The organism is Bacillus mojavensis, from assembly GCF_012648005.1.
Taxonomy (GTDB): domain Bacteria; phylum Bacillota; class Bacilli; order Bacillales; family Bacillaceae; genus Bacillus; species Bacillus mojavensis.
This window is the reverse complement of record NZ_CP051464.1, coordinates 1,396,027-1,414,933: the sequence shown is the minus strand read 5'-3', so window position 1 is coordinate 1,414,933 and position 18,907 is coordinate 1,396,027. Positions and strand designations below refer to the sequence as shown.

General features: G+C 43.2%; 22 protein-coding genes and 3 riboswitches. Of the genes, 8 read left to right on the top strand and 14 right to left on the bottom strand.

The annotated features are described in order from the left end of the window. Positions 1–13 precede the first annotated feature (13 nt). Positions 14–1,027 carry a glycosyltransferase family 2 protein gene (locus HC660_RS07370; protein WP_168747589.1) on the bottom strand — a complete coding sequence of 338 codons (1,014 nt, stop codon included), beginning with the start codon at positions 1,025–1,027 and terminating at the stop codon, positions 14–16. A 12-nt stretch (positions 1,028–1,039) separates the two neighbouring features. Further along, positions 1,040–2,731 carry a DUF6044 family protein gene (locus tag HC660_RS07365; RefSeq protein WP_168747588.1) on the bottom strand — a complete coding sequence of 564 codons (1,692 nt, stop codon included), beginning with the start codon at positions 2,729–2,731 and terminating at the stop codon, positions 1,040–1,042. Between the two features lie 238 nt (positions 2,732–2,969). Between HC660_RS07365 and HC660_RS07360 the strand changes: the two genes are divergently transcribed. Then, positions 2,970–3,743 carry a metallophosphoesterase gene (locus HC660_RS07360; protein WP_168749421.1) on the top strand — a complete coding sequence of 258 codons (774 nt, stop codon included), beginning with the start codon at positions 2,970–2,972 and terminating at the stop codon, positions 3,741–3,743. A 22-nt stretch (positions 3,744–3,765) separates the two neighbouring features. On the opposite strand, the gene HC660_RS07355 is transcribed toward HC660_RS07360, so the two are convergent. Continuing rightward, positions 3,766–4,317, bottom strand: coding sequence for a YkoP family protein (locus HC660_RS07355; RefSeq protein ID WP_168747586.1), 552 nt, complete (start codon positions 4,315–4,317; stop codon positions 3,766–3,768). A 92-nt stretch (positions 4,318–4,409) separates the two neighbouring features. Here HC660_RS07355 and HC660_RS07350 point away from each other — a divergent pair, with 92 nt between their 5' ends. Beyond that, on the top strand, positions 4,410–5,531 hold the full coding sequence (locus HC660_RS07350) for an MGDG synthase family glycosyltransferase (protein ID WP_168747585.1): 1,122 nt from the start codon (positions 4,410–4,412) through the stop codon (positions 5,529–5,531). Positions 5,532–5,548: 17 nt separating this feature from the next. On the opposite strand, the gene HC660_RS07345 is transcribed toward HC660_RS07350, so the two are convergent. The 3 genes from HC660_RS07345 to HC660_RS07335 form a co-directional block, all read right to left on the bottom strand. Beyond that, positions 5,549–6,013 carry a MarR family winged helix-turn-helix transcriptional regulator gene (locus HC660_RS07345; RefSeq protein ID WP_081638289.1) on the bottom strand — a complete coding sequence of 155 codons (465 nt, stop codon included), beginning with the start codon at positions 6,011–6,013 and terminating at the stop codon, positions 5,549–5,551. Between the two features lie 135 nt (positions 6,014–6,148). Further along, on the bottom strand, positions 6,149–6,331 hold the full coding sequence (locus HC660_RS07340; RefSeq protein ID WP_010333975.1) for a hypothetical protein: 183 nt from the start codon (positions 6,329–6,331) through the stop codon (positions 6,149–6,151). Between the two features lie 87 nt (positions 6,332–6,418). Next, the gene (locus HC660_RS07335) at positions 6,419–6,574 is read right to left on the bottom strand and encodes a protein YkzB (protein ID WP_010333974.1); all 156 of its coding nucleotides are present in this window, start codon (positions 6,572–6,574) and stop codon (positions 6,419–6,421) included. Between the two features lie 192 nt (positions 6,575–6,766). Between HC660_RS07335 and HC660_RS07330 the strand changes: the two genes are divergently transcribed. Beyond that, positions 6,767–7,099, top strand: coding sequence for a MerR family transcriptional regulator (locus tag HC660_RS07330; RefSeq protein ID WP_003239028.1), 333 nt, complete (start codon positions 6,767–6,769; stop codon positions 7,097–7,099). A 43-nt stretch (positions 7,100–7,142) separates the two neighbouring features. On the opposite strand, the gene mgtE is transcribed toward HC660_RS07330, so the two are convergent. The 7 genes from mgtE to ykoG all read right to left on the bottom strand — a co-directional run bounded on the left by mgtE (position 7,143) and on the right by ykoG (position 12,563). Next, a complete protein-coding gene (gene mgtE / locus HC660_RS07325) occupies positions 7,143–8,498 on the bottom strand; it encodes a magnesium transporter (RefSeq protein WP_168747584.1) in 1,356 nt (451 codons plus the stop codon). A 17-nt stretch (positions 8,499–8,515) separates the two neighbouring features. Then, on the bottom strand, positions 8,516–8,638 hold the full coding sequence (locus HC660_RS21220; protein WP_267495994.1) for a hypothetical protein: 123 nt from the start codon (positions 8,636–8,638) through the stop codon (positions 8,516–8,518). 96 nt (positions 8,639–8,734) lie between these two features. After that, positions 8,735–8,900: riboswitch (M-box (ykoK) riboswitch) on the bottom strand. A 109-nt stretch (positions 8,901–9,009) separates the two neighbouring features. Next, positions 9,010–9,147, bottom strand: coding sequence for a transcriptional regulator SplA domain-containing protein (locus HC660_RS07320; protein WP_003218541.1), 138 nt, complete (start codon positions 9,145–9,147; stop codon positions 9,010–9,012). Positions 9,148–9,225: 78 nt separating this feature from the next. Continuing rightward, entirely contained in the window at positions 9,226–9,738 is a 513-nt protein-coding gene (locus HC660_RS07315; protein WP_168747583.1) for a PepSY domain-containing protein, read from the bottom strand. 93 nt (positions 9,739–9,831) lie between these two features. Continuing rightward, entirely contained in the window at positions 9,832–10,512 is a 681-nt protein-coding gene (locus tag HC660_RS07310; protein WP_168747582.1) for a PepSY domain-containing protein, read from the bottom strand. Beyond that, a complete protein-coding gene (locus tag HC660_RS07305; protein ID WP_168747581.1) occupies positions 10,509–11,873 on the bottom strand; it encodes a sensor histidine kinase in 1,365 nt (454 codons plus the stop codon). Before HC660_RS07305 ends, HC660_RS07310 begins: the two co-directional genes overlap by 4 nt. A gap of 3 nt (positions 11,874–11,876) precedes the next feature. Next, positions 11,877–12,563: a two-component system response regulator YkoG gene (ykoG, locus tag HC660_RS07300; RefSeq protein WP_010333969.1), complete on the bottom strand. Its 687-nt coding sequence runs from the start codon at positions 12,561–12,563 to the stop codon at positions 11,877–11,879. Positions 12,564–12,664: 101 nt separating this feature from the next. After that, a riboswitch (TPP riboswitch) is annotated at positions 12,665–12,776 on the top strand. Between the two features lie 96 nt (positions 12,777–12,872). Between ykoG and HC660_RS07295 the strand changes: the two genes are divergently transcribed. Genes HC660_RS07295 through HC660_RS07280 form a run of 4 tightly spaced genes read left to right on the top strand, consistent with a single transcriptional unit; the run spans position 12,873 to position 16,443 of the window. After that, the gene (locus HC660_RS07295; protein WP_168747580.1) at positions 12,873–13,478 is read left to right on the top strand and encodes an HMP/thiamine ABC transporter substrate-binding protein ThiU; all 606 of its coding nucleotides are present in this window, start codon (positions 12,873–12,875) and stop codon (positions 13,476–13,478) included. Further along, a complete protein-coding gene (locus HC660_RS07290; protein ID WP_168747579.1) occupies positions 13,475–14,074 on the top strand; it encodes an ECF transporter S component in 600 nt (199 codons plus the stop codon). Before HC660_RS07295 ends, HC660_RS07290 begins: the two co-directional genes overlap by 4 nt. Further along, complete coding sequence (locus tag HC660_RS07285; protein ID WP_168747578.1) at positions 14,061–15,704, top strand: ABC transporter ATP-binding protein; 1,644 nt, start codon at positions 14,061–14,063, stop codon at positions 15,702–15,704. Before HC660_RS07290 ends, HC660_RS07285 begins: the two co-directional genes overlap by 14 nt. Next, positions 15,679–16,443 (top strand): HMP/thiamine ABC transporter permease ThiX, encoded by a 765-nt coding sequence (locus HC660_RS07280; RefSeq protein ID WP_168747577.1) that lies wholly within the window; start codon positions 15,679–15,681, stop codon positions 16,441–16,443. Before HC660_RS07285 ends, HC660_RS07280 begins: the two co-directional genes overlap by 26 nt. 32 nt (positions 16,444–16,475) lie before the next feature. On the opposite strand, the gene rsbRB is transcribed toward HC660_RS07280, so the two are convergent. Continuing rightward, the gene (rsbRB, locus tag HC660_RS07275) at positions 16,476–17,309 is read right to left on the bottom strand and encodes an RsbT co-antagonist RsbRB (RefSeq protein WP_168747576.1); all 834 of its coding nucleotides are present in this window, start codon (positions 17,307–17,309) and stop codon (positions 16,476–16,478) included. Between the two features lie 222 nt (positions 17,310–17,531). On the opposite strand from rsbRB, the gene isp reads away from it, so the two are divergent. Continuing rightward, positions 17,532–18,494: a serine protease Isp gene (gene isp / locus HC660_RS07270; protein WP_168747574.1), complete on the top strand. Its 963-nt coding sequence runs from the start codon at positions 17,532–17,534 to the stop codon at positions 18,492–18,494. A 131-nt stretch (positions 18,495–18,625) separates the two neighbouring features. Then, a riboswitch (SAM riboswitch) is annotated at positions 18,626–18,781 on the top strand. Positions 18,782–18,907 lie beyond the last annotated feature (126 nt).

Sequence of the window (18,907 nt, the reverse complement as noted above, 5' to 3'; positions counted from 1 at the left end):
TCTTTGTGTTATTTCAGCTGTATTTTTTCTCCAAACGTTCACTTTCCTGCCGCTGCAGCGGGCTCAAGGGCTCATTATACAAATCGATATCAACCGCATATTTCGGCCGTCTTTTCACCTCAGAAAAAATCGTTCCGATATATTCGCCGATAATCCCGATTCCCATGAGCTGCAACCCGCCCAGAAACCAAATGGAGATGATGAGAGACGCCCAGCCTGCATTTGTGTGTCCGAGCATTTTTTGAATGACTGCGCCAATCCCCGCCATGGCGCTTACCAAAAATAATAGAAAACCCAAAAGCGTAAAAAAGCGAATCGGGGCCACGCTGAAGGATGTGATTCCGTTAAAAGCGAATGACAGCATCTTTTTCAGCGGATATTTCGTTTTACCGGCAAGACGTTCTTTGCGGTCATACAACACTTCGGCTGATCTGAAGCCGATCATAGGAACGATGCCCCTTAAAAACAAATTGGCTTCCGGATAGCGCGCAAGTTCTTCAAGCGCCCTTTTATTCATTAAACGAAAATCGGCATGATTGTAAATTAACTTAATCCCAAGCTTATTCATGAGCCGGTAAAACCCTGTAGCCGTCGTGCGCTTGAAAAAGGTATCGGTTTTCCGGCATCGGCGCACGCCGTACACGATTTCAAAACCATCGTGATATTTCAGCATAAATTCCCTGATAACAGAGATATCATCCTGCAGATCGGCATCAATCGAAATCACGCAGTCTGATTTTTGCTTTGCTTTATGCAAACCTGCTAAAAGCGCTTTTTGATGTCCGACATTGCAGGCTAATTTCAATCCGGTTACCTTCTTGTTTTTCACGCTTTCCATGGCAATCAAAGACCAGGTGCGGTCTTTGCTGCCGTCATCAACAAATAAAATTTTACTGTCTTCTGATATCATTTTTTCTTCCATTAAGCTGTTTACAACCTCCGTCAGCTGACGGCTTGTCTCTTTAAATACTTCCTCTTCATTGAAACACGGAACGACGATGGTTAACACTGGCTGTGGCTGTTTCAATCGATATCCTCCTTATTTTGTTTCGTATAAATAAATGCGCCAGGCGGAGTCTTTATGGTCAAATGTTTTCACGAGCGCCAGGTGGTTTTGATCAGCGTTCATGATGGGAACCGAAGAAAAAATATATCGTCCGCCCATTTGTTTAAACACATCTGTATTTAATTCAAGATGATTGATTGTTTTCTTTGAATTCTTTTTAAAGTCATATCGTTTGCCAAGCTCATCGACGAACAGATAGCAGCGGCTTCCCCATTCATCAAAGTACCGTTTCAATTGGGCGTTTTTTTCGAGCTCTTTTTCAATGATTTTTCTAAATTCATATTTATATGAGAGCGGGTACAGGTTGTTATATGTATCTAAGGTGTAAAAGCCGTTGTATTGGGCAATAGACGGATGCAGACCGATACTCGCCACCCTGTACGAATCTTGCGGGCGCCCGATATACTCCTTAATCTCTTTGAATTGGTCAGACGCGTAAAATTCGCGAAATGTCGGCGCGTTGTAGTGAACGCCATACGTATACTCCTCATTAAAAGGCACCAGCACCATCAGCTGCGCAGTAACTGCCGCATATACGAGCCATTGCCACTTCTTCCCCATTCGCAAAATGAGGTACAAAGCGAGCGCAAAACTCATATAGATCACCAGCGGGCGCAAAAAATGAAAACGGGCAAAATTGAATTCTGCTAAAAATGCAAATTTCTGTTTTGGAACAGCCCATATTTTGTTGAACCAAAACGCATACCATAGTGAAAGCGCATAATTCAGCACGCAGAGAAAAAGATAAACGTTTTCTTCCCTTGTCCGATTTCGTTTGAACAGCACAGCAAAAAATACGAGTAATAAGATTGGAAGAATCACAACGGTATGAACTGTCATGACATGGTTATGGCCGTAGACAAAGTTTTTGACGGATAAACGCAGAGAGTGCCATACATCATGCCTTGATGAAATAAATTCAATCCGGTGCATCGGCGCGTGTGAGATCACCATTGAATAGACAAGCCGATACTCGACAAAAAGATAAATACTTGTCATAAAAGCGATGCTGCCTAAAAAAATGAAATTCCATTTTCTTTTTGTGATGACATCATACAGCCAGAAGCATGCCATCCCAGCCAAGAAAAAGAAGAAGCCTAATACAAAGCTTGAATACAGCGGCAGCAAACCGAGCGTCAGCCATTCTCTCCATGAAATATCCCCTTTTCGGATATTCAAAAAAGCCCACAGCGCCAAAGGGTATCCAAGCGTGCTCAGCATTCCAGAAGGCCAAAAAGGCGTTAAGGCAAATGCGAGCGATACGCCAATTCGGATCAATGCCGCTTTCTGCTCCGGAATCACATGTTTCTTCAGCAGCACATACATTCCGAAAAAAGCGACAACTCTCGTAATGGTCTGGCTTACCGCATAGGCGGTCATAGAAGAAAACAACGCGTGCAGCCAAACAATTCCACTCCACTCGGTGCCGAACGCATCCCGGGGCAGTCCGTTAATGATTTGCGGAATGGCCGCATCCACTTTGCCGATGATTTCTCCGCTGTCGGCCAGCACCTTATACCACGCGATATTAGAATCCAAATTATCGTGTACGCGAATATGGGCATCTTCCTTTAAAATAAAAAGCGGGGACACATACAGCAAAAGGAGAAATAAAGCCATCAAAAGATAATAGGTTTCTTTTTTGTGTCGTCTTAATCGTAACATCCCTAACACATCCATCTGTTATTCTGACTTCTATCGGGCATGATCTGCCTCACGTGTCAAAATTTATTATCCCTTTTCCCTTCTAAAACATTCATCAAATGTCAATCCTTTCTGCATTTTTCAAACTGGTCTTCAACCCATTAATTCCCGCTTTCCATAAGGCTGGACCACTTACTATACTGGTAGAAGGGAGGGGATACATGTGTCCATCTTACTTTCATTGGTCATACTGGCTGTTATGCCATTTATATATAAAGCAAACCGCAACACAAAAGATGTGAAGGTCAACACGATTTCAATTGATCAGCAAGACGGCCTTCCAGCAAGAAAAAAACTGAATATCCTTCATTTATCGGATCTTCATTTAGAAAATATTTCTGTATCGCCTGATGAACTGTATCGTTTAACAAATAATCAACCTGTAGACATCATTGCTCTTACCGGAGATTTTCTGGACCGGAAACGAAATATTCCAAAGCTTACCGGCTACTTGCAGGCATTGCAAAAACTGAAGCCTGCCTATGGCATGTACGCGGTGTTTGGCAACCATGATTATGTATTAAAAGAAAAGGACTTTCTAAGATTAAAGCGAGTGCTCGAGGAAAATGGATGCATGACGCTTCAAAATGAACATGTTCACATCAATACTGATGCAGGACCTGTTAATATTATCGGCATTGACGATTACAGTACGAATCGCAGTAAAATCACAAACTCTTATAAAGGTCTGGAGAATGGCTATCACCTTGTACTGACACATGATCCGAACATTATATTAGAGATGGAAGATATTCATTTTGACTACCTGTTATCAGGCCATTTTCATGGAGGGCAAATCCACTGGCCAAAGCCGTATCATTTGGTGAAAATGGGCAAGCTTGTACGCATGAATATGATTAAAGGCCTTCATTATCACCACGATAAACCGTTTTATATCAGTGAAGGTTTAGGACAAACTGGCGTTAATATCCGTGTAGGAAGCCGCCCGGAAGTGACTTTCCATCAAATTTAAAAAGACTGTGCTGACCATGGCATCAGTCTTTTGTTTGATAGGTGTGCTGAAGCTTTTCTTTCGAGATAAACAAATAGGATGAATTCGGTAAATTCCGCAAGCTCACTGGCTTTGCCGTTAAATATAAGATTGGCATATGGGTAATTTTTTTAAAAGATCTGTAAAAAGGATTGACCGGGGTAACCACGTCAAAGCCGAGTCTTTCTACGCCTTTATCAAGCATTGTAATGCCAATGATTCCTTTGATTTTTTCGCTTTTTTTATGATTGTTGATATACTCCAGCAGCATCGGCATTGATTGATATACTTTTTGATAAATGATGATTCCTTTTCTGACCGCGCTTTCAATGCTTTGCAGCTCTCTGACCAGCTTGATGTTGTGCAGATGGATTTTAACGAGCACATCGTTTTTTCTTATATGGGTTCCGTCACTCAGCACGACATGATGTCCTTTGTATTTTGTCAGTCTGACTCGAAAGACGCATTTTTGCTCATCATCAATCAAGGTCAGCCTCGAAAAAAAGAAATAAATTGGGTCAATCACTCTCCAAATGGAAAGGAAACAGGTTTTCATCTCTTCACCTTCCTTATCAGCAAAAAAACACCCTTATATTTTGTGATGATTCTCCCCAAAATATAGTTGGCATATTTTTAAGGGGGACAGACATGACAAACATTCTCATTTTTCCTTTTTTAAGCATTTCCACCGGGCATCATCATGTCGCTGATACCCTGAAGACTGATCTGGAATCTAAAGGGCTGCATTCAGAAAAAATCGATATCTTCTCTCATACGTATAAACGCTTAGAAAAACTGTCCTCCTCAGCTTATTTAAAATGGATTCAATATGTTCCGAAAACGTACAGCGGAATATACAAGCTTCTCGCTTGCGGAGATTGTAAGAAGGTCAGACGCTATGCCATGTATGAATGGCTGTTTATGCAAAGCATGAGACAGATTCTCAAAGAAAAACAGCCTGATATCGCCTTCTGTACGCATGCCCTGCCTTCTTACCTGCTGAACCGGCTAAAACCGGAATATCCAAACATGGCCATCGTAAATGTATACACGGATTTTTTTGTGAATCAAGTATGGGGACGGGAGAACATTGACTACCACTTTGTCCCGATTATGGATATTAAGAAGCAGCTCATGTCCGAAGGAATTAACCAGGAAAAAATATTTATGACCGGCATTCCCGTTCACCGAGCTTTTGAAACAGGAACCGCAGACACCTGTCAGCATCGTCCGCCTTATACTGTCATGATCACAGGCGGCAGTATGGGAGTCGGAGGTATTTTTAAGCTGGTTCAGGAGCTGTCGCCAGGCGGAAATATCTTATACAAAATATTATGCGGCAGAAACGAAAAGCTCTACCGATATGTTAAAAGTTTACAGCATCCTTTTATTGAGGCGATCCCTTACCTTCACAGCAAAGCAGAAATGAACCGGCTGTACGCAGAGGCCTCAGGCATCATGACAAAGCCAGGAGGCGTAACCATTAGTGAATGCTTAAAGAAAAGGCTTCCGGTATTTATCTATCATGCGTTGCCGGGCCAGGAGGAAATGAATGTGAACCTGTTAAAAGAACAGCAGCTTGTTACAGATATAAGAAACTGGGATATGAAGCGGGCAGAAGAGCGCATTTCCGCATTTTTTCAATCGAATGAACGGGCAGCAGCAGAAAAGCGTATCAGCAGGTATCTTGGCCAAATGTGCGACCTGAAGATTGAGGAGGTTTTAAACAGGATATTAGATGAATCTAAATATAAAAAAACACTCTCCTGAAAGAGAGTGTGGAATGGCTAACGAAACAGTAAATGCTGGCTGTGGATGCCAGCTTTCTTCAGCAGGAGGATCAGCTGGTCCTGCTCATCAGACGAAAGGCCTGAAAACGCTCTCGCTATACGGAGCGCATGAATTGGATAGATCTTATCCAAATACTCATTCCCTTTATCGGTGAGATGCGCGTAAACAGAGCGTTTATCTTTCGGGTCCTGCTCCCTGACTAAAAACCCGTTTCTTTCTAGCTTGTCAATGACATATGTGACGTTTCCGCTTACAAGCAGAAGTCTCGACCCAATTTGCTGTAATTTTTGCGGGCCTCTCGTATACAAAAGTTCCAGTACGGCAAATTCTGTGGGATTGAAGCCGTGCTCTTTGCTGTCACGGATGCTGTGTTCAGAAACACTTTTGAAAGCCCTTGCAAAAACCCTGTACAAATTCATCGCACGCTCAACTTCTTCTTCGTTAAACGATAATCTCATCATATCTACCCCGTATATAGAATTTTTATAAAAAAATAATGAAAACCCTTACATATAATAAGAGTTTAATGCCCTTATTATTTTTATTCGCTATAATTCGAGAAATTCCTTTTCAGGAAACAAAAAAATCCTTATACGTTATTTTGTATAAGGATTTTTTTGGTGATATGGAATGCTGCGAAAGAAATATGCGTATTCCTTTCGCAATTCAGAAAGTGTCATTTTGTTCATTACTTCTTTATTATAAACTCCGATTTGAAAGAGTTTTTCTGAATAATGGCTTCGTTCTTTTTCTAATGCTGATTTCAATAAATTACTCATAGCGCCCTCCTTCATTTTGAGGTATCCTTTTCATAAGATACTCTTTTTAAATGAACGTGGTATGAATCTAGTGTAAAGAATTTATGTTTACGAAGATTTTCGGTAAAGTCCGTTTTGAACTGATCTTAAAAGCTGAAAAGCATGTTCTCCGGCAAGCTGCATAAACGTTTCAAGCATTTCATCCCGTTTCATATCCAACTCGATTATTTCCTTTGCCAATGAGACCGCTTTTTCTTCCTCCATTATTATCCTTCCTCCTCATTAATCTTTACATATAGGATAAAGCGCGCTTATCGGTTACGCATCATTCTTGTTAATTTTTCTGCCGTATTTTTTCAAAAATCTGTTATTTCATGTTAGAAAATATAACAAGCGTCAGGTTTTTTCTCTATGTTTTTTATATACTATTATCAAAAGACATCCAGGGGTGGAAAAATGACCACAGAAGATCATTCTTATAAAGACAAAAAAGTGATTTCAATTGGGATTGTCAGTGAATTGACAGGGTTGTCCGTAAGACAGATCAGGTATTATGAGGAGCGGAAGCTGATTTATCCGCAGCGTTCTTCAAGGGGAACGAGAAAATATTCTTTTGCAGATGTCGAGCGGCTGATGGATATCGCCAACAAACGCGAAGACGGCGTGCAGACGGCTGAAATTCTAAAAGATATGCGCAAAAAAGAACAAATGGTAAAAAACGATCCGCAAGTGCGGAAAAAAATGCTGGAGGGGCAGCTTAATGCTCACTTTAGGTACAAAAACCGATAAACGATAAAAGTCCGCCTCGCAATCTGAGACGGACTTTTATCGTTTATAATGAGTGAATGAATGCAGTTGCAATACCAAAATAAATTAATAAAGACAAGATATCATTTAGCGTCGTAATGAGCGGGCCTGACGCAATGGCCGGGTCTACATTCAGTCTGTGCAGAATAATAGGGATGATTGTTCCGGACATCGTGCCGATAATCAAGGTCAGCAGCAGTGAAGAGCCGACAACAAATCCTAAAAGTACATTCCCCTGCCATATGATGGCGATCACCGTAATTAAGACAGAGCAGACCGCACCGATATAAATACTCGTTCTGAGTTCCCGAAAAATCAGTTTCATAATCGTTTTTTTATTCATTTCTTCTTTAGATAAACCTCTGATGACAACCGCGAGAGACTGTGTTCCTGTATTCCCTGTCATCCCTGACACCATCGGCATAAAGAATGCCAGCGCCACGACCTGCTTCAGCGTATCTTCAAAATAGCTCATGATGCTGCCTGAAATCAGCCCAATGAACAAAAGCAGGATTAGCCATGGAAGGCGGCGGTATGCTGCAACATATGCTTTTGTATCGAAGGTAATGGCTTTACCTGAAGCGGCGAATTTTTCGTAATCCTCATCGGCTTCCCGAATAACGACATCGATGATATCATCGACCGTCACGATCCCGACAAGCACATTGTTTTCTTCCACGATCGGTATCGCTAAGAAATCGTAACGTTCAATCAGCCGCGCCACTTCTTCCTGATCTTGAAGCGCGTCTGCTGCGATGACACGGGTAAACATCAAGTCTTGCACCTTTTCTTCCGGTTCCCCGAGAATCAAATCGCGATATGACAGAACACCGACAAGCTGCTTACTGTCATTTATGACATATAAGTAGTTGATAGACTCTGCGATTTCCGCGAAACTTTTTAGTTTGACGACCGCGTCTTTTACCGTGTAATGCTGAGGAATCCACACATAGCGGTTGGTCATCATGCGCCCCGCTGAATCAGCCGGGTAATTCATAAGGAGCTGAACGGCTTTTGACTCTGAGGCCTCCATGCTGGATAAAAGCTGATCCTTCAGTTCTTCATCCATTTCTTCAAGCAATTGAGCGAGGTCATCGTTGTCCATTTTGTTCATCGCGAGTGTTGCTTTTGTTTTTCCGACTTTATTTAAGACGGCTAGCTGAAATTCCCGTTCCAGCTCGCCGATCATATCAGTAATATCATCAACAGTTAAATAAGATAAATAGCGGGCGCGGTGTTTTTCCGGCATTTCTTTAAAAATAAACGCCATATCATAGGGCTGAAGCTCATCAATAACACTTCTGAAATCCCTGATTTTTCCGTCTCGCAATAATATAATAATGCGTAAAATGAGTTCGTCATAGGTCATGTTTTGAACCATTGGGACTCGTACCTCCTCTACGGAGACGTGCCGGCCTCGCCAGAAGGTGCGGCAGATCGTCTCCTCATCGTGTGATCAATTGTCTCGCTGTCATAGTATATGGGTACTTCTTCAGATTGACTCGAATGGGGAGAATCCATACTCCGCACCTCCTTTTTGTTCAGCATTTCGTTTTCAAGGCATAAAAAAAGCCTTCTGGATTGAAGGGGAAAGAAGCACGGCAAAAAAAAGCGTGCGGGCGCCTTCAATCGTAGAGCTTTAGCACTGTATGGCATAGGAGCAATATCCAGCTGCATTAAAAATCACCTTATGTCGATGATTTCTGTTGACCCATTGGCGTCTTTGGACATTTTTGGGCAGCAGCGTATCTCCATACAGGAGCCTCACCTAACGAAGTTCGTAATTGAATTGACACACTGAGATTACAGAAAAAAACAAGCTATGTCAACTTAAAAAAGTTATTAATGCGTTTACACCTCATCAGATGAAATAAAATAAGGGCCTTAAGCCCTTATTCTGTTGTTTGCGTTTCATCATCTTCAGAAAGCAAATGATAGGTTTCATGAAGAAATAAGGCGTACTCCCCTTCCTTCGTCGGATGTGGAACATACTCAGCCTGATTGATGTATTGTTCTTCTTTCTTTTCCATGCGCTTCACGCCTCCTTTACTCATTAGATTCTCCAAAAAACCGTTCGTTATCATGAAAAAAACCCCGCGTGTGCGGGGTTAGTCGTCTAATTCCTGTTTAATTATACGTCCGTCCTTTGCAGAGATGTCAAATTCTGCTTCAGTCCCTTGTTTCGTTTGAACCTCAATTTCGTAGATGTACGCACCATCATCTTCATCCAGCTTGCTTTCTGTGACGGTTCCAGCTGTTTGCTTTAGAGCAATCTGCTCTGCTTCTTCTTTTGTCAAAACAACTTGCTCTTTTTTCTCTTTTAACGGGTCATTGAGAGCTTGTTTGGTCTTAATATCCACATAAACATCATAATCTTCGCCGTCTTTTTCAATTTCAACTTCATAGGCTTCTTTGCCGTTATAGATGTCTCTGTCGATGTCATCCACTGTTCCGTCAACAACTGTTTTGGCAATGGACTCCGCTTCTTGTTCAGTAAGTCCGCCAGTTCCAGAAACAGACTGTGTATGTTCATTATTTTCTTTCGCAAACGCGTTGTAGCTGAATCCTCCGGCCGCTAAACAACCTGCTAATATGCCTATCATCCATCTTTTCTTCAGCATATGTGATTCCTCCCTTGTTTTGTTATGAGTTCAGTTTACACACTCAACATGAAAGGAAAACGAGAGAAAGATGAGAATTTGATGAGAAAACCATTAGTCTTCATAGATAATATTAGAAACTTTGCCGGTATAGGCGTTTATTTTCACCTTAGCTTCCTTGTCATTCGGGAGATCAACATCTACTTCAAACAGGAGAGTGCCTTCGCTTTCTTCCAAATCGGCGTCATCCGCTTTTCCTCCAGCTTCACGCTCTGCAATGGCTTTTGCCTCTTTTTCCGAAATTGTTGTCTTTTGTTTGTCTTTGCTGCTGATTTTATCAGCGGACACCACCGCTTTTGTCTTCATATCTACCTTCACTTCGTATGTTTCCCCATTATTTTTTTGAATGGTATACGACGCAACTCCATGTTTTCGCGTGTGTTTTTTGACGGTGCCCGGCACCCGCACCAGAGCAAGCTGCTCAGCTTCTTTTTCTGTCATGTCAGCTGTGTTCGTCTCTTTCACTCTGTTCATTGACAATATGTCACCCGATTTAGCATCAGCTTTCAGAAAATAAATTCCTTTTGGATTTTCCAGAGTCATATCATAGGTTTTTTTATCATTGGATCGCGTCACTTTTGTGATGTCGCCTTCATAGGAGGCTTCTACTTTTTTTATGACTGCCTCCTTTGACAGCGCGTCCTCATGAGTCTGCTGAATGATAAGAACCGCGCAGATGACAATGGCTAAAACGGCTGCCGCCGCAGCAGCTCCTGTTTTCATACGTTTTGTCATAGCGCTCCCCCATTCTGTTCTCTAAATTGCATTGTGACATTTGTTCCCTGTCCCGGTTTGCTTTTTACAGACAGGTCAATGCCATGCTCATCGGCAATATGTTTCGCAATGGATAGACCTAAACCCGTTCCCCCTGTTTTGCGGTTACGCGCCTCATCCGCCCGGTAAAAACGTTCAAACAGGCGCGGGAGATGCTCCTCAGGTATGCCGATTCCTTCATCCCTTACAGACAAAAACGGCCGGCTGTTTTTGGTTCCTGCGGAAATCACAATGCCCTTGTCACTATACTTTATAGCATTATCAAGCAAAATCGTCAGCAGCTGCTTTATGCGTTCTTCATCTGCCGTTACGAACAAATGCTCTTTGCCCGCCTCGAGAAAAATGTCGCGTTTATAAACCGGCTGGAGTGTTTGTATGACGGCGCGCGACATTTCGATCAGGTCAACCGTTTTCAGATCAAGCTCCATTTCTTTATGGCTCTTGGCCAGGGTAAGCAGCTGATTGGTCAGTTTTTTCATATGGATCGCTTCCGAATGAATGGCTTCAATGGATTCCTCAAGCACTTCAGGCCTTCTTGCCCCCCAGCGTTTCATTAGATTGCTGTAGCTTTCAATAATGGTGAGCGGGGTTTTCAGCTCGTGTGAAGCGTCTTGGACGAATTGCTGCTGTTTGTCGTAGTGCTCTTTCAGCATGCTCGCCATCTCATTAAAAGTCAGCCCCATTTGATATAATTCGTCGTGCGACTGTCCTTCCAGAGAAATTGTTTTGAATGCTTTTTCTCTCTGGATGTCTTTCATCGTTGTCACCAATTGTCTGATTGGATTGATGATATGGCGGGCGAGTAAGCTGCCAGCAAAGAAGGAAGCGATACAGACCGCTGCGCTGGCCGCAATTAAAATAAATTTTAGCAGAAAAAGACTTTCGTCTGTATGCTCCAGCCTTTCCACGAGCTGAAGAGATACGACTTGTCCATCTGTCCAAATGACAGGGACAGCTGCTGCTGCAAACAGTTTGCCTGTATGCTTTGTCACGTCTGTCGTTTCTCCGCTGTGAAAAGTAAGAGGGAAGTCTTTATATGCTTTTTCCTTGGTGATGGTCATAACGGCTTTCTGATCCGCAGTCACTATCCGTACCATTCCGTTTGCCGGAAGATACGCCTGCAGCATATCCTGCAAAGCCACTCCTTGTGTTTCGGCGGTATGAAGAGCTTCGGCGATATTGTCTGTTTCATCAGCAAGACGGGCTGCATCCTTTGAGGTGAGTGCCGATGAAAAAATGAGATAGACCGCAGTATGGACCAACATTAATAAAATCAACAGCCAAATAGATGTATAAAGATGAATCTTAGTCTTCAGCTTCATCATTTACCCCTTAATGGTATAGCCGACTCCGCGCACGGTATGAATCAGCTGTTTTTCGTAAGGATAGTCCAATTTTTTTCTGATATACCTTATGTACACGTCGACGACATTTGTATCACCGATGTAATCAAACCCCCATACAGAGCTGAGAATTTGCTCCCTCGTCAGCACTTGTTGCGGATGCTTCAGCATATAGACAAGCAAATCAAATTCCCGGGGCGTTAATTCAACTTCTTTGTCTCCCCGTCTGACTTCACGTGTTTTTTCGTTTACTTGCAAATCGTCATATGTCAAAAATGTGCCGATATCCTCTGTTTTGCTTCCGGTTTGGCGAAGTGCCGCTCTGATTCTGGCAAGCAATTCTTCAATTTCAAACGGCTTGGTGACATAGTCATTCGCACCGATGTCCAGCCCTGTTACCTTATCTGGAATGCTGTCGCGGGCGGTTAATAAAATAACCGGTGTTCCTTGATCTGTTTTCCTCAGCCGGCGCAGCACTTCAAGCCCGCTCATCCCTGGCAGCATGACATCAAGCAGCAGCAGGGAATACGAACCTTCGGCGGCCGCGTCAAGCCCTTCAGTGCCATTATGTTTGATGGTCACGCTGTATCCTTCATATTCCAATTCAAGCTGAAGGACCCTGGCGATTTTTTCTTCATCTTCCACAATTAATATGTGCCCTTTTTCCAAATCCGATCATCCTCTCATGTTCCTATATGAAAAAAATGATTTCATTGTTTACAAAATGATTCTTATCATCTATTATGATGTCAAAATAAAAAATTGTATACGGAAAGCACTAGGGGTGCTGTTATGGCTGAGATAAAGCGCGAAAAAACACGCTTTGATCCCTTATGACCCGATCTGGATAATACCAGCGTGGGGAAGTGCAGGTTGACCGAAAGGTGTATTTTTTCGTGCGCTTACTCGATCTATGACTGCATATTCCCTAAGGATATGCAGTTTTTTATTTTACCAAAAAAACAGGAGGTCAGAGAAATGGACAACTTATGCGGTACAAGCAGAATCGCCGGTTTTCGGTTCTCTTTATACCCAATGACGGATGATTTTATCAGTGTGATTAAGTCTGCGCTGAAAAAAACCGATACGTCAAAGGTTTGGACAAAAACCGATCATATCAGCACAGTTTTGCGCGGATCGATCGAGCATGTATTCGACGCCGCCAAAGCCATCTACCTTTATGCAGCAAATAGCGAAAAACACATCGTTATGAACGGGACGTTTTCCATCGGCTGCCCCGGCGATACACAAGGAGATACATTTCTGACAGCAGATGAAAAGCGTGTCAACGAAGAATTTGTCCATACCCTGAAAGCAGAGGCTCCATGCCAATTTGCACTTTATCCGATGAATGAGCCGGATTATATGGACATCATCATGAAAGCTGTTGAAATCGCTAAGGCTGACGGCACCTTTGTTCAGGGTGTTCATTACGCAAGTGAGCTAGACGGAGATGCACACGACGTGTTCCGAACGCTGGAAGCCGCTTTCCGCATGGCAAATCAGCAAACAACACACGTCACAATGACCGTGAACTTCTCGGCAAACAGTCCATCAAGAAAACAGAAAGCAGGGATAAAATGAAAAGCTGGAAAGTAAAAGAAATTGTCATCATGTCCGTAATCAGTATTGTTTTTGCCATTGTTTATTTAGTATTCACTCATTTTGGAAACGTACTTGCAGGGATGTTCGGGCCCATCGCTTATGAACCTATTTACGGCATTTGGTTTATCGTGTCGGTGATTGCCGCGTACATCATTCGCAAACCGGGGGCTGCCCTTGTATCTGAAGTCATCGCAGCTCTCGTTGAATGTTTGCTGGGAAATCCTTCAGGCCCGATGGTTATCGTGATCGGCGTTGTTCAAGGTCTCGGAGCAGAAGCAGTATTTCTTGCGACACGCTGGAAAGCATATTCCCTTCCTGTGCTGCTTCTGGCGGGTATGGGGTCTTCGGTGGCCAGCTTTATTTATGATCTCTTTGTTTCCGGTTATGCGGCGTATTCACCGGGATACCTGCTCATTATGCTTGTGATCCGTCTCGTTTCAGGTGCGGTTCTAGCCGGACTTCTTGGAAAAGCTGTCAGCGATTCTCTCGCATATACGGGCGTCTTAAACGGAATGGCGCTGGGAAAGGAACTGAAAAAGAAACGGAAACGGGTATCTAATCATGCAAGCCTATAATACGTTACTTTCGGTTGACCGGCTTCGTTTTTCATATGAAGAAAACGAGAAACCGATTTTTCAAGAGATAACGTTTGAGCTCCTAAAAGGAGAATGCGCTTTATTGTTAGGGCCGAGCGGGTGCGGAAAAAGCTCGCTTGCCCTCTGTTTAAACGGACTTTACCCCGAAGCTTGTGACGGGGTGCTGTCCGGGCATGTATTCTTATTTCAAAAACCGATCACTGATGATGAAACCTCTGAAACGATCGCTCAGCATGTCGGAGTCGTCTTTCAGGACCCTGATCAGCAGTTTTGTATGCTGACAGTGGAGGACGAAATCGCCTTCGGATTGGAAAATTTGCAAGTTCCTCAAGAAGAAATGGCAAAGAAAATTGATGCGGTTCTGGATAAATTACACATCTCTCATTTAAAGAAAAGCACAATTTCTACTCTGTCAGGGGGACTGAAGCAAAAAGTCGCGCTCGCCTGTATTTTGGCGATGGAGCCTGAGCTCATTATTCTGGATGAACCGACTTCCCTTTTAGATCCTTATTCAGCGCGGGAATTCGTTCAAATGATCAAAGAGCTTCAGCAGGAAAAAGGCTTCGGCCTTCTCGTCATCGAACATCAGCTTGATGAGTGGGCGCCTTGGGTTGAAAGAACAATTGTACTGGATGGAGCAGGCAAGAAAGCCTTAGACGGGCCGACTACGGATATGTTTCAGCATCACTCAAACATGTTAAGAACAATGGGAATCACTGTGCCAAAAATTTGTGACTTACAAGAAAATGTGATTATACCGTTTACATTGTCAAAGGAAACGCTGTTCAAGGAACCCTTCCCTGCTGGGCATACTGAAGAAGCTGTGGTTCTTTCTGCTGAACATGCAGTGCAGGTCAAGAACTTATCGTTTTCAAGAGGACAGCAGACCATTTTCAAAGACATCAGTTTTTCATTGCGTGCAGGCTCTTTGACGGCACTTGTCGGGCCAAACGGCACAGGAAAATCTACCCTGTTATCTGTTCTCGCCCGTTTGCTCAAAGCGAATAGCGGCAAGATTCTTCTGCATGATAAGCCGCTGGAGTCTTACAAAGAAAAAGAGCTTCGTAAACAATTGGGGTTTGTTTTCCAAAATCCAGAACACCAGTTTGTGACTGATACAGTATATGATGAGCTGCTATTCGGCCATACGGCAAATGCCGAAACCGAGAAAAGAGCGCAGAATCTGCTGCAACGCTTCGGTCTTGCACATTTGGCGGACCACCATCCGTTTGCGATCAGCCAAGGGCAAAAACGGCGGCTGAGTGTCGCTACCATGCTGATGCATGATGTAAAGGTCTTGCTTTTAGACGAACCGACCTTTGGCCAAGACGCCAAAACAGCGGCTGAATGTATGGAGATGATTCAGCATATCCAGGCAGAAGGCACCGCTGTTCTTATGATCACACACGATATGGAGCTTGTATCTTCATATGCTGACAGCGTGCTTGTGCTTCACAACACACATTTGGCCTTTGACGGAACACCGGAACAATTATTTTCTAAGGAAGCGGGGCTCGTCCAAAAAGCAAAGCTCACCCTCCCCCTTCGATATGAATGGATGACATACCAGCAGGAGGTGCGTGATGAAGCAGCCGTTACATCTCATTAACCCGGCAGTAAAAGCAGCGGCGGTTTTTTGCTGTGTCGTCATGCTGTCGTTTATTTACAATCCTTACACACCGGCGTGCTTTTATATCATAATTGTTGCGGGTGTCCTGTTTGCGGCCAGAATACCACTGAAAAAATGGCTTTTGTTCACGATTCCGTTTTTGATTTTAGCATTCGGCTGCGTATGGACAGCCGCTGTTTTCGGCAAAATTCCGACGACTGCAGATAATATTCTGTTCCAAGCCGGCCCTTTTTCGATCAACAGTGAAAATGTGGCTGTCGGCATCTCACTCGGGTTTCGGATTTTGTGCTTTTCTGCCTTATCGATGATGTTTGTTTTTACAACCGATCCGATTCTATTTATGCTGAGTCTGGTGCAACAGTGTAAGCTGTCCCCGAAGCTCGCGTATGGCGTCATTGCCGGATTTCGTTTTCTCCCTCTGTTAAAAGAGGAGGTCCAGCTGATCCAGCAGGCACATAAAATCCGAGGCGGGGCGGCGGAAAATGGCTTAAAAGAAAAAATAAGCGCGTTAAAGCGCTATACAATCCCGCTATTAGCAAGTGCGATCAGAAAAGCGGAACGAACAGCTCTTGCGATGGAATCAAAAGGATTTACAGGCACCCGAAACCGGACGTATTACCGGTCGCTTACCGTCAGCCTGCGCGACTGGCTGTTCTTTTTCATCGTTCTCTTGTTATTCGCAGGATCTTTTCTTGTGTCTTTATGTTTTACCTCATAAAAAAGCCGCTATGTTGAATAGCGGCTTTCTCATTATTGATGATAGTTCAATGCTTGGGCAAGATTGGTTTTAATATTAATGTTCGTAAAATCAATACCAAGCTGTACAGCGGTTTGCGCGATTTCTGGCCTGATTCCAGACAATGTGGATCTGACACCGATTAAAGTAAGCGCCTCAATCAATTTAAAGATTTGATGTGCCACCATTGTATCAACAACCACGACACCTGAAAGATCGATTAACAGATGCTCAATGCGTCTTTTTGCACATGCACTAAGCGTGTTCTCGAGAATAAACTTTGCCCGTTCAGTATCAATATCACCGACAAGCGGCAGCAGAGCTGTCGTTTTGCTCAGAGTAATGACAGGCGAACTTAATTCCAGTATCATTTCTCTCTGGGCATTTAATTGCTGTTTTGCATTCGATTCAGCGTGATCGACGAATGTATAAATGGTAAAATCAAAAACTTTCACAATCAAATTAGCCCATTTTTGTTTTTCTCCCGGTCCAAATGCCGACTCGTTTTCTTTTGCGAATTTCTCAAAATACTTCGTATATAATCTTCGGTTTCTCATAAACTCACGGATGACGTATTGCACCGGGGTCTCGAGATGTTTTTGATCATTCGTCAGCTCAATAACCCATTGTTGAAATTCATCGAGAAATTGTTTTTCCGGTAAAACATACATGTAATTCAGATGCCGGTAGAACTCTCTGTCCTGCTCTTTCAGCTCCTCAGTTACAGTTGCATTATGTAAGGCATAAATTGAATTCGGATCGCTTTCCTCCATTGTGTCAATCCATTCCTCGGCCATTTGTTCTACATGCTCAGAAAAAAACGCAAATATTTTTTCATTCAGTTTCATCACACTGCTCCTTTCCCAGCTTCTATTATAACTTGACTGACAGCTGAATCCCAGTCATACACGCTAAACCCACCCATTATTTTGAAAATGACTAATCCATTGGATTGTATCCTATTTTTTCAAAATGCTTCAAACGACTCTGTCCGAGCGGCTGTTTTTTTCATATAATGTGAGATAACACCCTTGTATCCACTTGCAGGCATAAAAAAGGAGGGCTTTTTTATGAATGGTGAAATCCGCTTGATCCCGTATGTGACGAATGAGCAGATCATGGATGTGAACGAGCTTCCTGAGGGTATTAAAGTGATTAAGGCGCCAGAAGTGTGGGCAAAAGGGGTTAAAGGCAAAGATGTAACAATTGCTGTATTGGACACCGGCTGCGATACAAGCCATCCCGATCTGAAAAACCAAATCATCGGCGGCAAGAATTTCACAGATGATGACGGCGGCAAGGAAGATGCCATTTCCGACTACAACGGACACGGCACTCACGTTGCCGGAACGATTGCGGCTAACGATTCAAACGGCGGCATCGCCGGAGTCGCGCCTGAGGCAAGCCTTTTAATTGTAAAGGTGCTTGGCGGTGAAAACGGCAGCGGAAAGTACGAATGGATTATTAACGGCATTAACTATGCTGTTGAGCAAAAGGCTGATATCATCTCAATGTCCCTTGGCGGACCGCCGAGCGATGTGCCTGAACTGGAGGAAGCAGTCAAAAACGCCGTCAAAAACGGAGTGCTAGTCGTTTGTGCCGCGGGAAATGAAGGTGACGGCGACGAACGCACAGAGGAGCTTTCCTATCCTGCTGCGTATAATGATGTGATTGCGGTTGGATCTGTTTCCGTAGCGCGAGAATCGTCAGAATTTTCAAACGCCAATAAAGAAATTGATCTTGTTGCACCTGGTGAAAACATTTTATCCACTCTTCCCAACAAGAAATACGGGAAGCTGACGGGCACTTCAATGGCTGCCCCTCATGTCAGCGGAGCGCTTGCTTTAATTAAAAGCTTTGAAGAAGAATCTTTTCAAAGAGAGCTTTCTGAATCTGAGCTTTATGCGCAGCTGATCCGCAGGACACTTCCGCTCGATATCGCAAAAACATTGGCGGGGAATGGATTCCTGTATTTAACTGCTCCTGATGAGCTGTCGGAGAAAGCAGAGCAGTCACATTTACTGACCCTATAATATTATTTTTCTCATATAATATATCCCGTAATTTGTAAAATAAAATTTAAAATCTCTGTTGACAATGAATTTGACTTGCTGTTAAGATTACCAACAAATGATTCAACTTTTCAAAAAATTAATAACATTTTCTCTTATCGAGAGTTGGGCGAGGGATTGGCCTTTTGACCCCAACAGCAACCGACCGTAATTCCATTGTGAAATGGGGCGCACTGATTTTCGCGCCGAGATTTATATCTCTTAAGGCACGGTGCTAATTCCATCAGATTGTTTCTGAGAGATGAGAGAGGCTATATGTTTTGTAAAAAAGCCTCTTTCTCTCATGGGAAAGAGGCTTTTTAGTTGTGAGAAAACCTCTTAATAGCCTGTATCCGCGGGTCAACAAGAGTGTTTTACATATAAAGGAGGAGAAA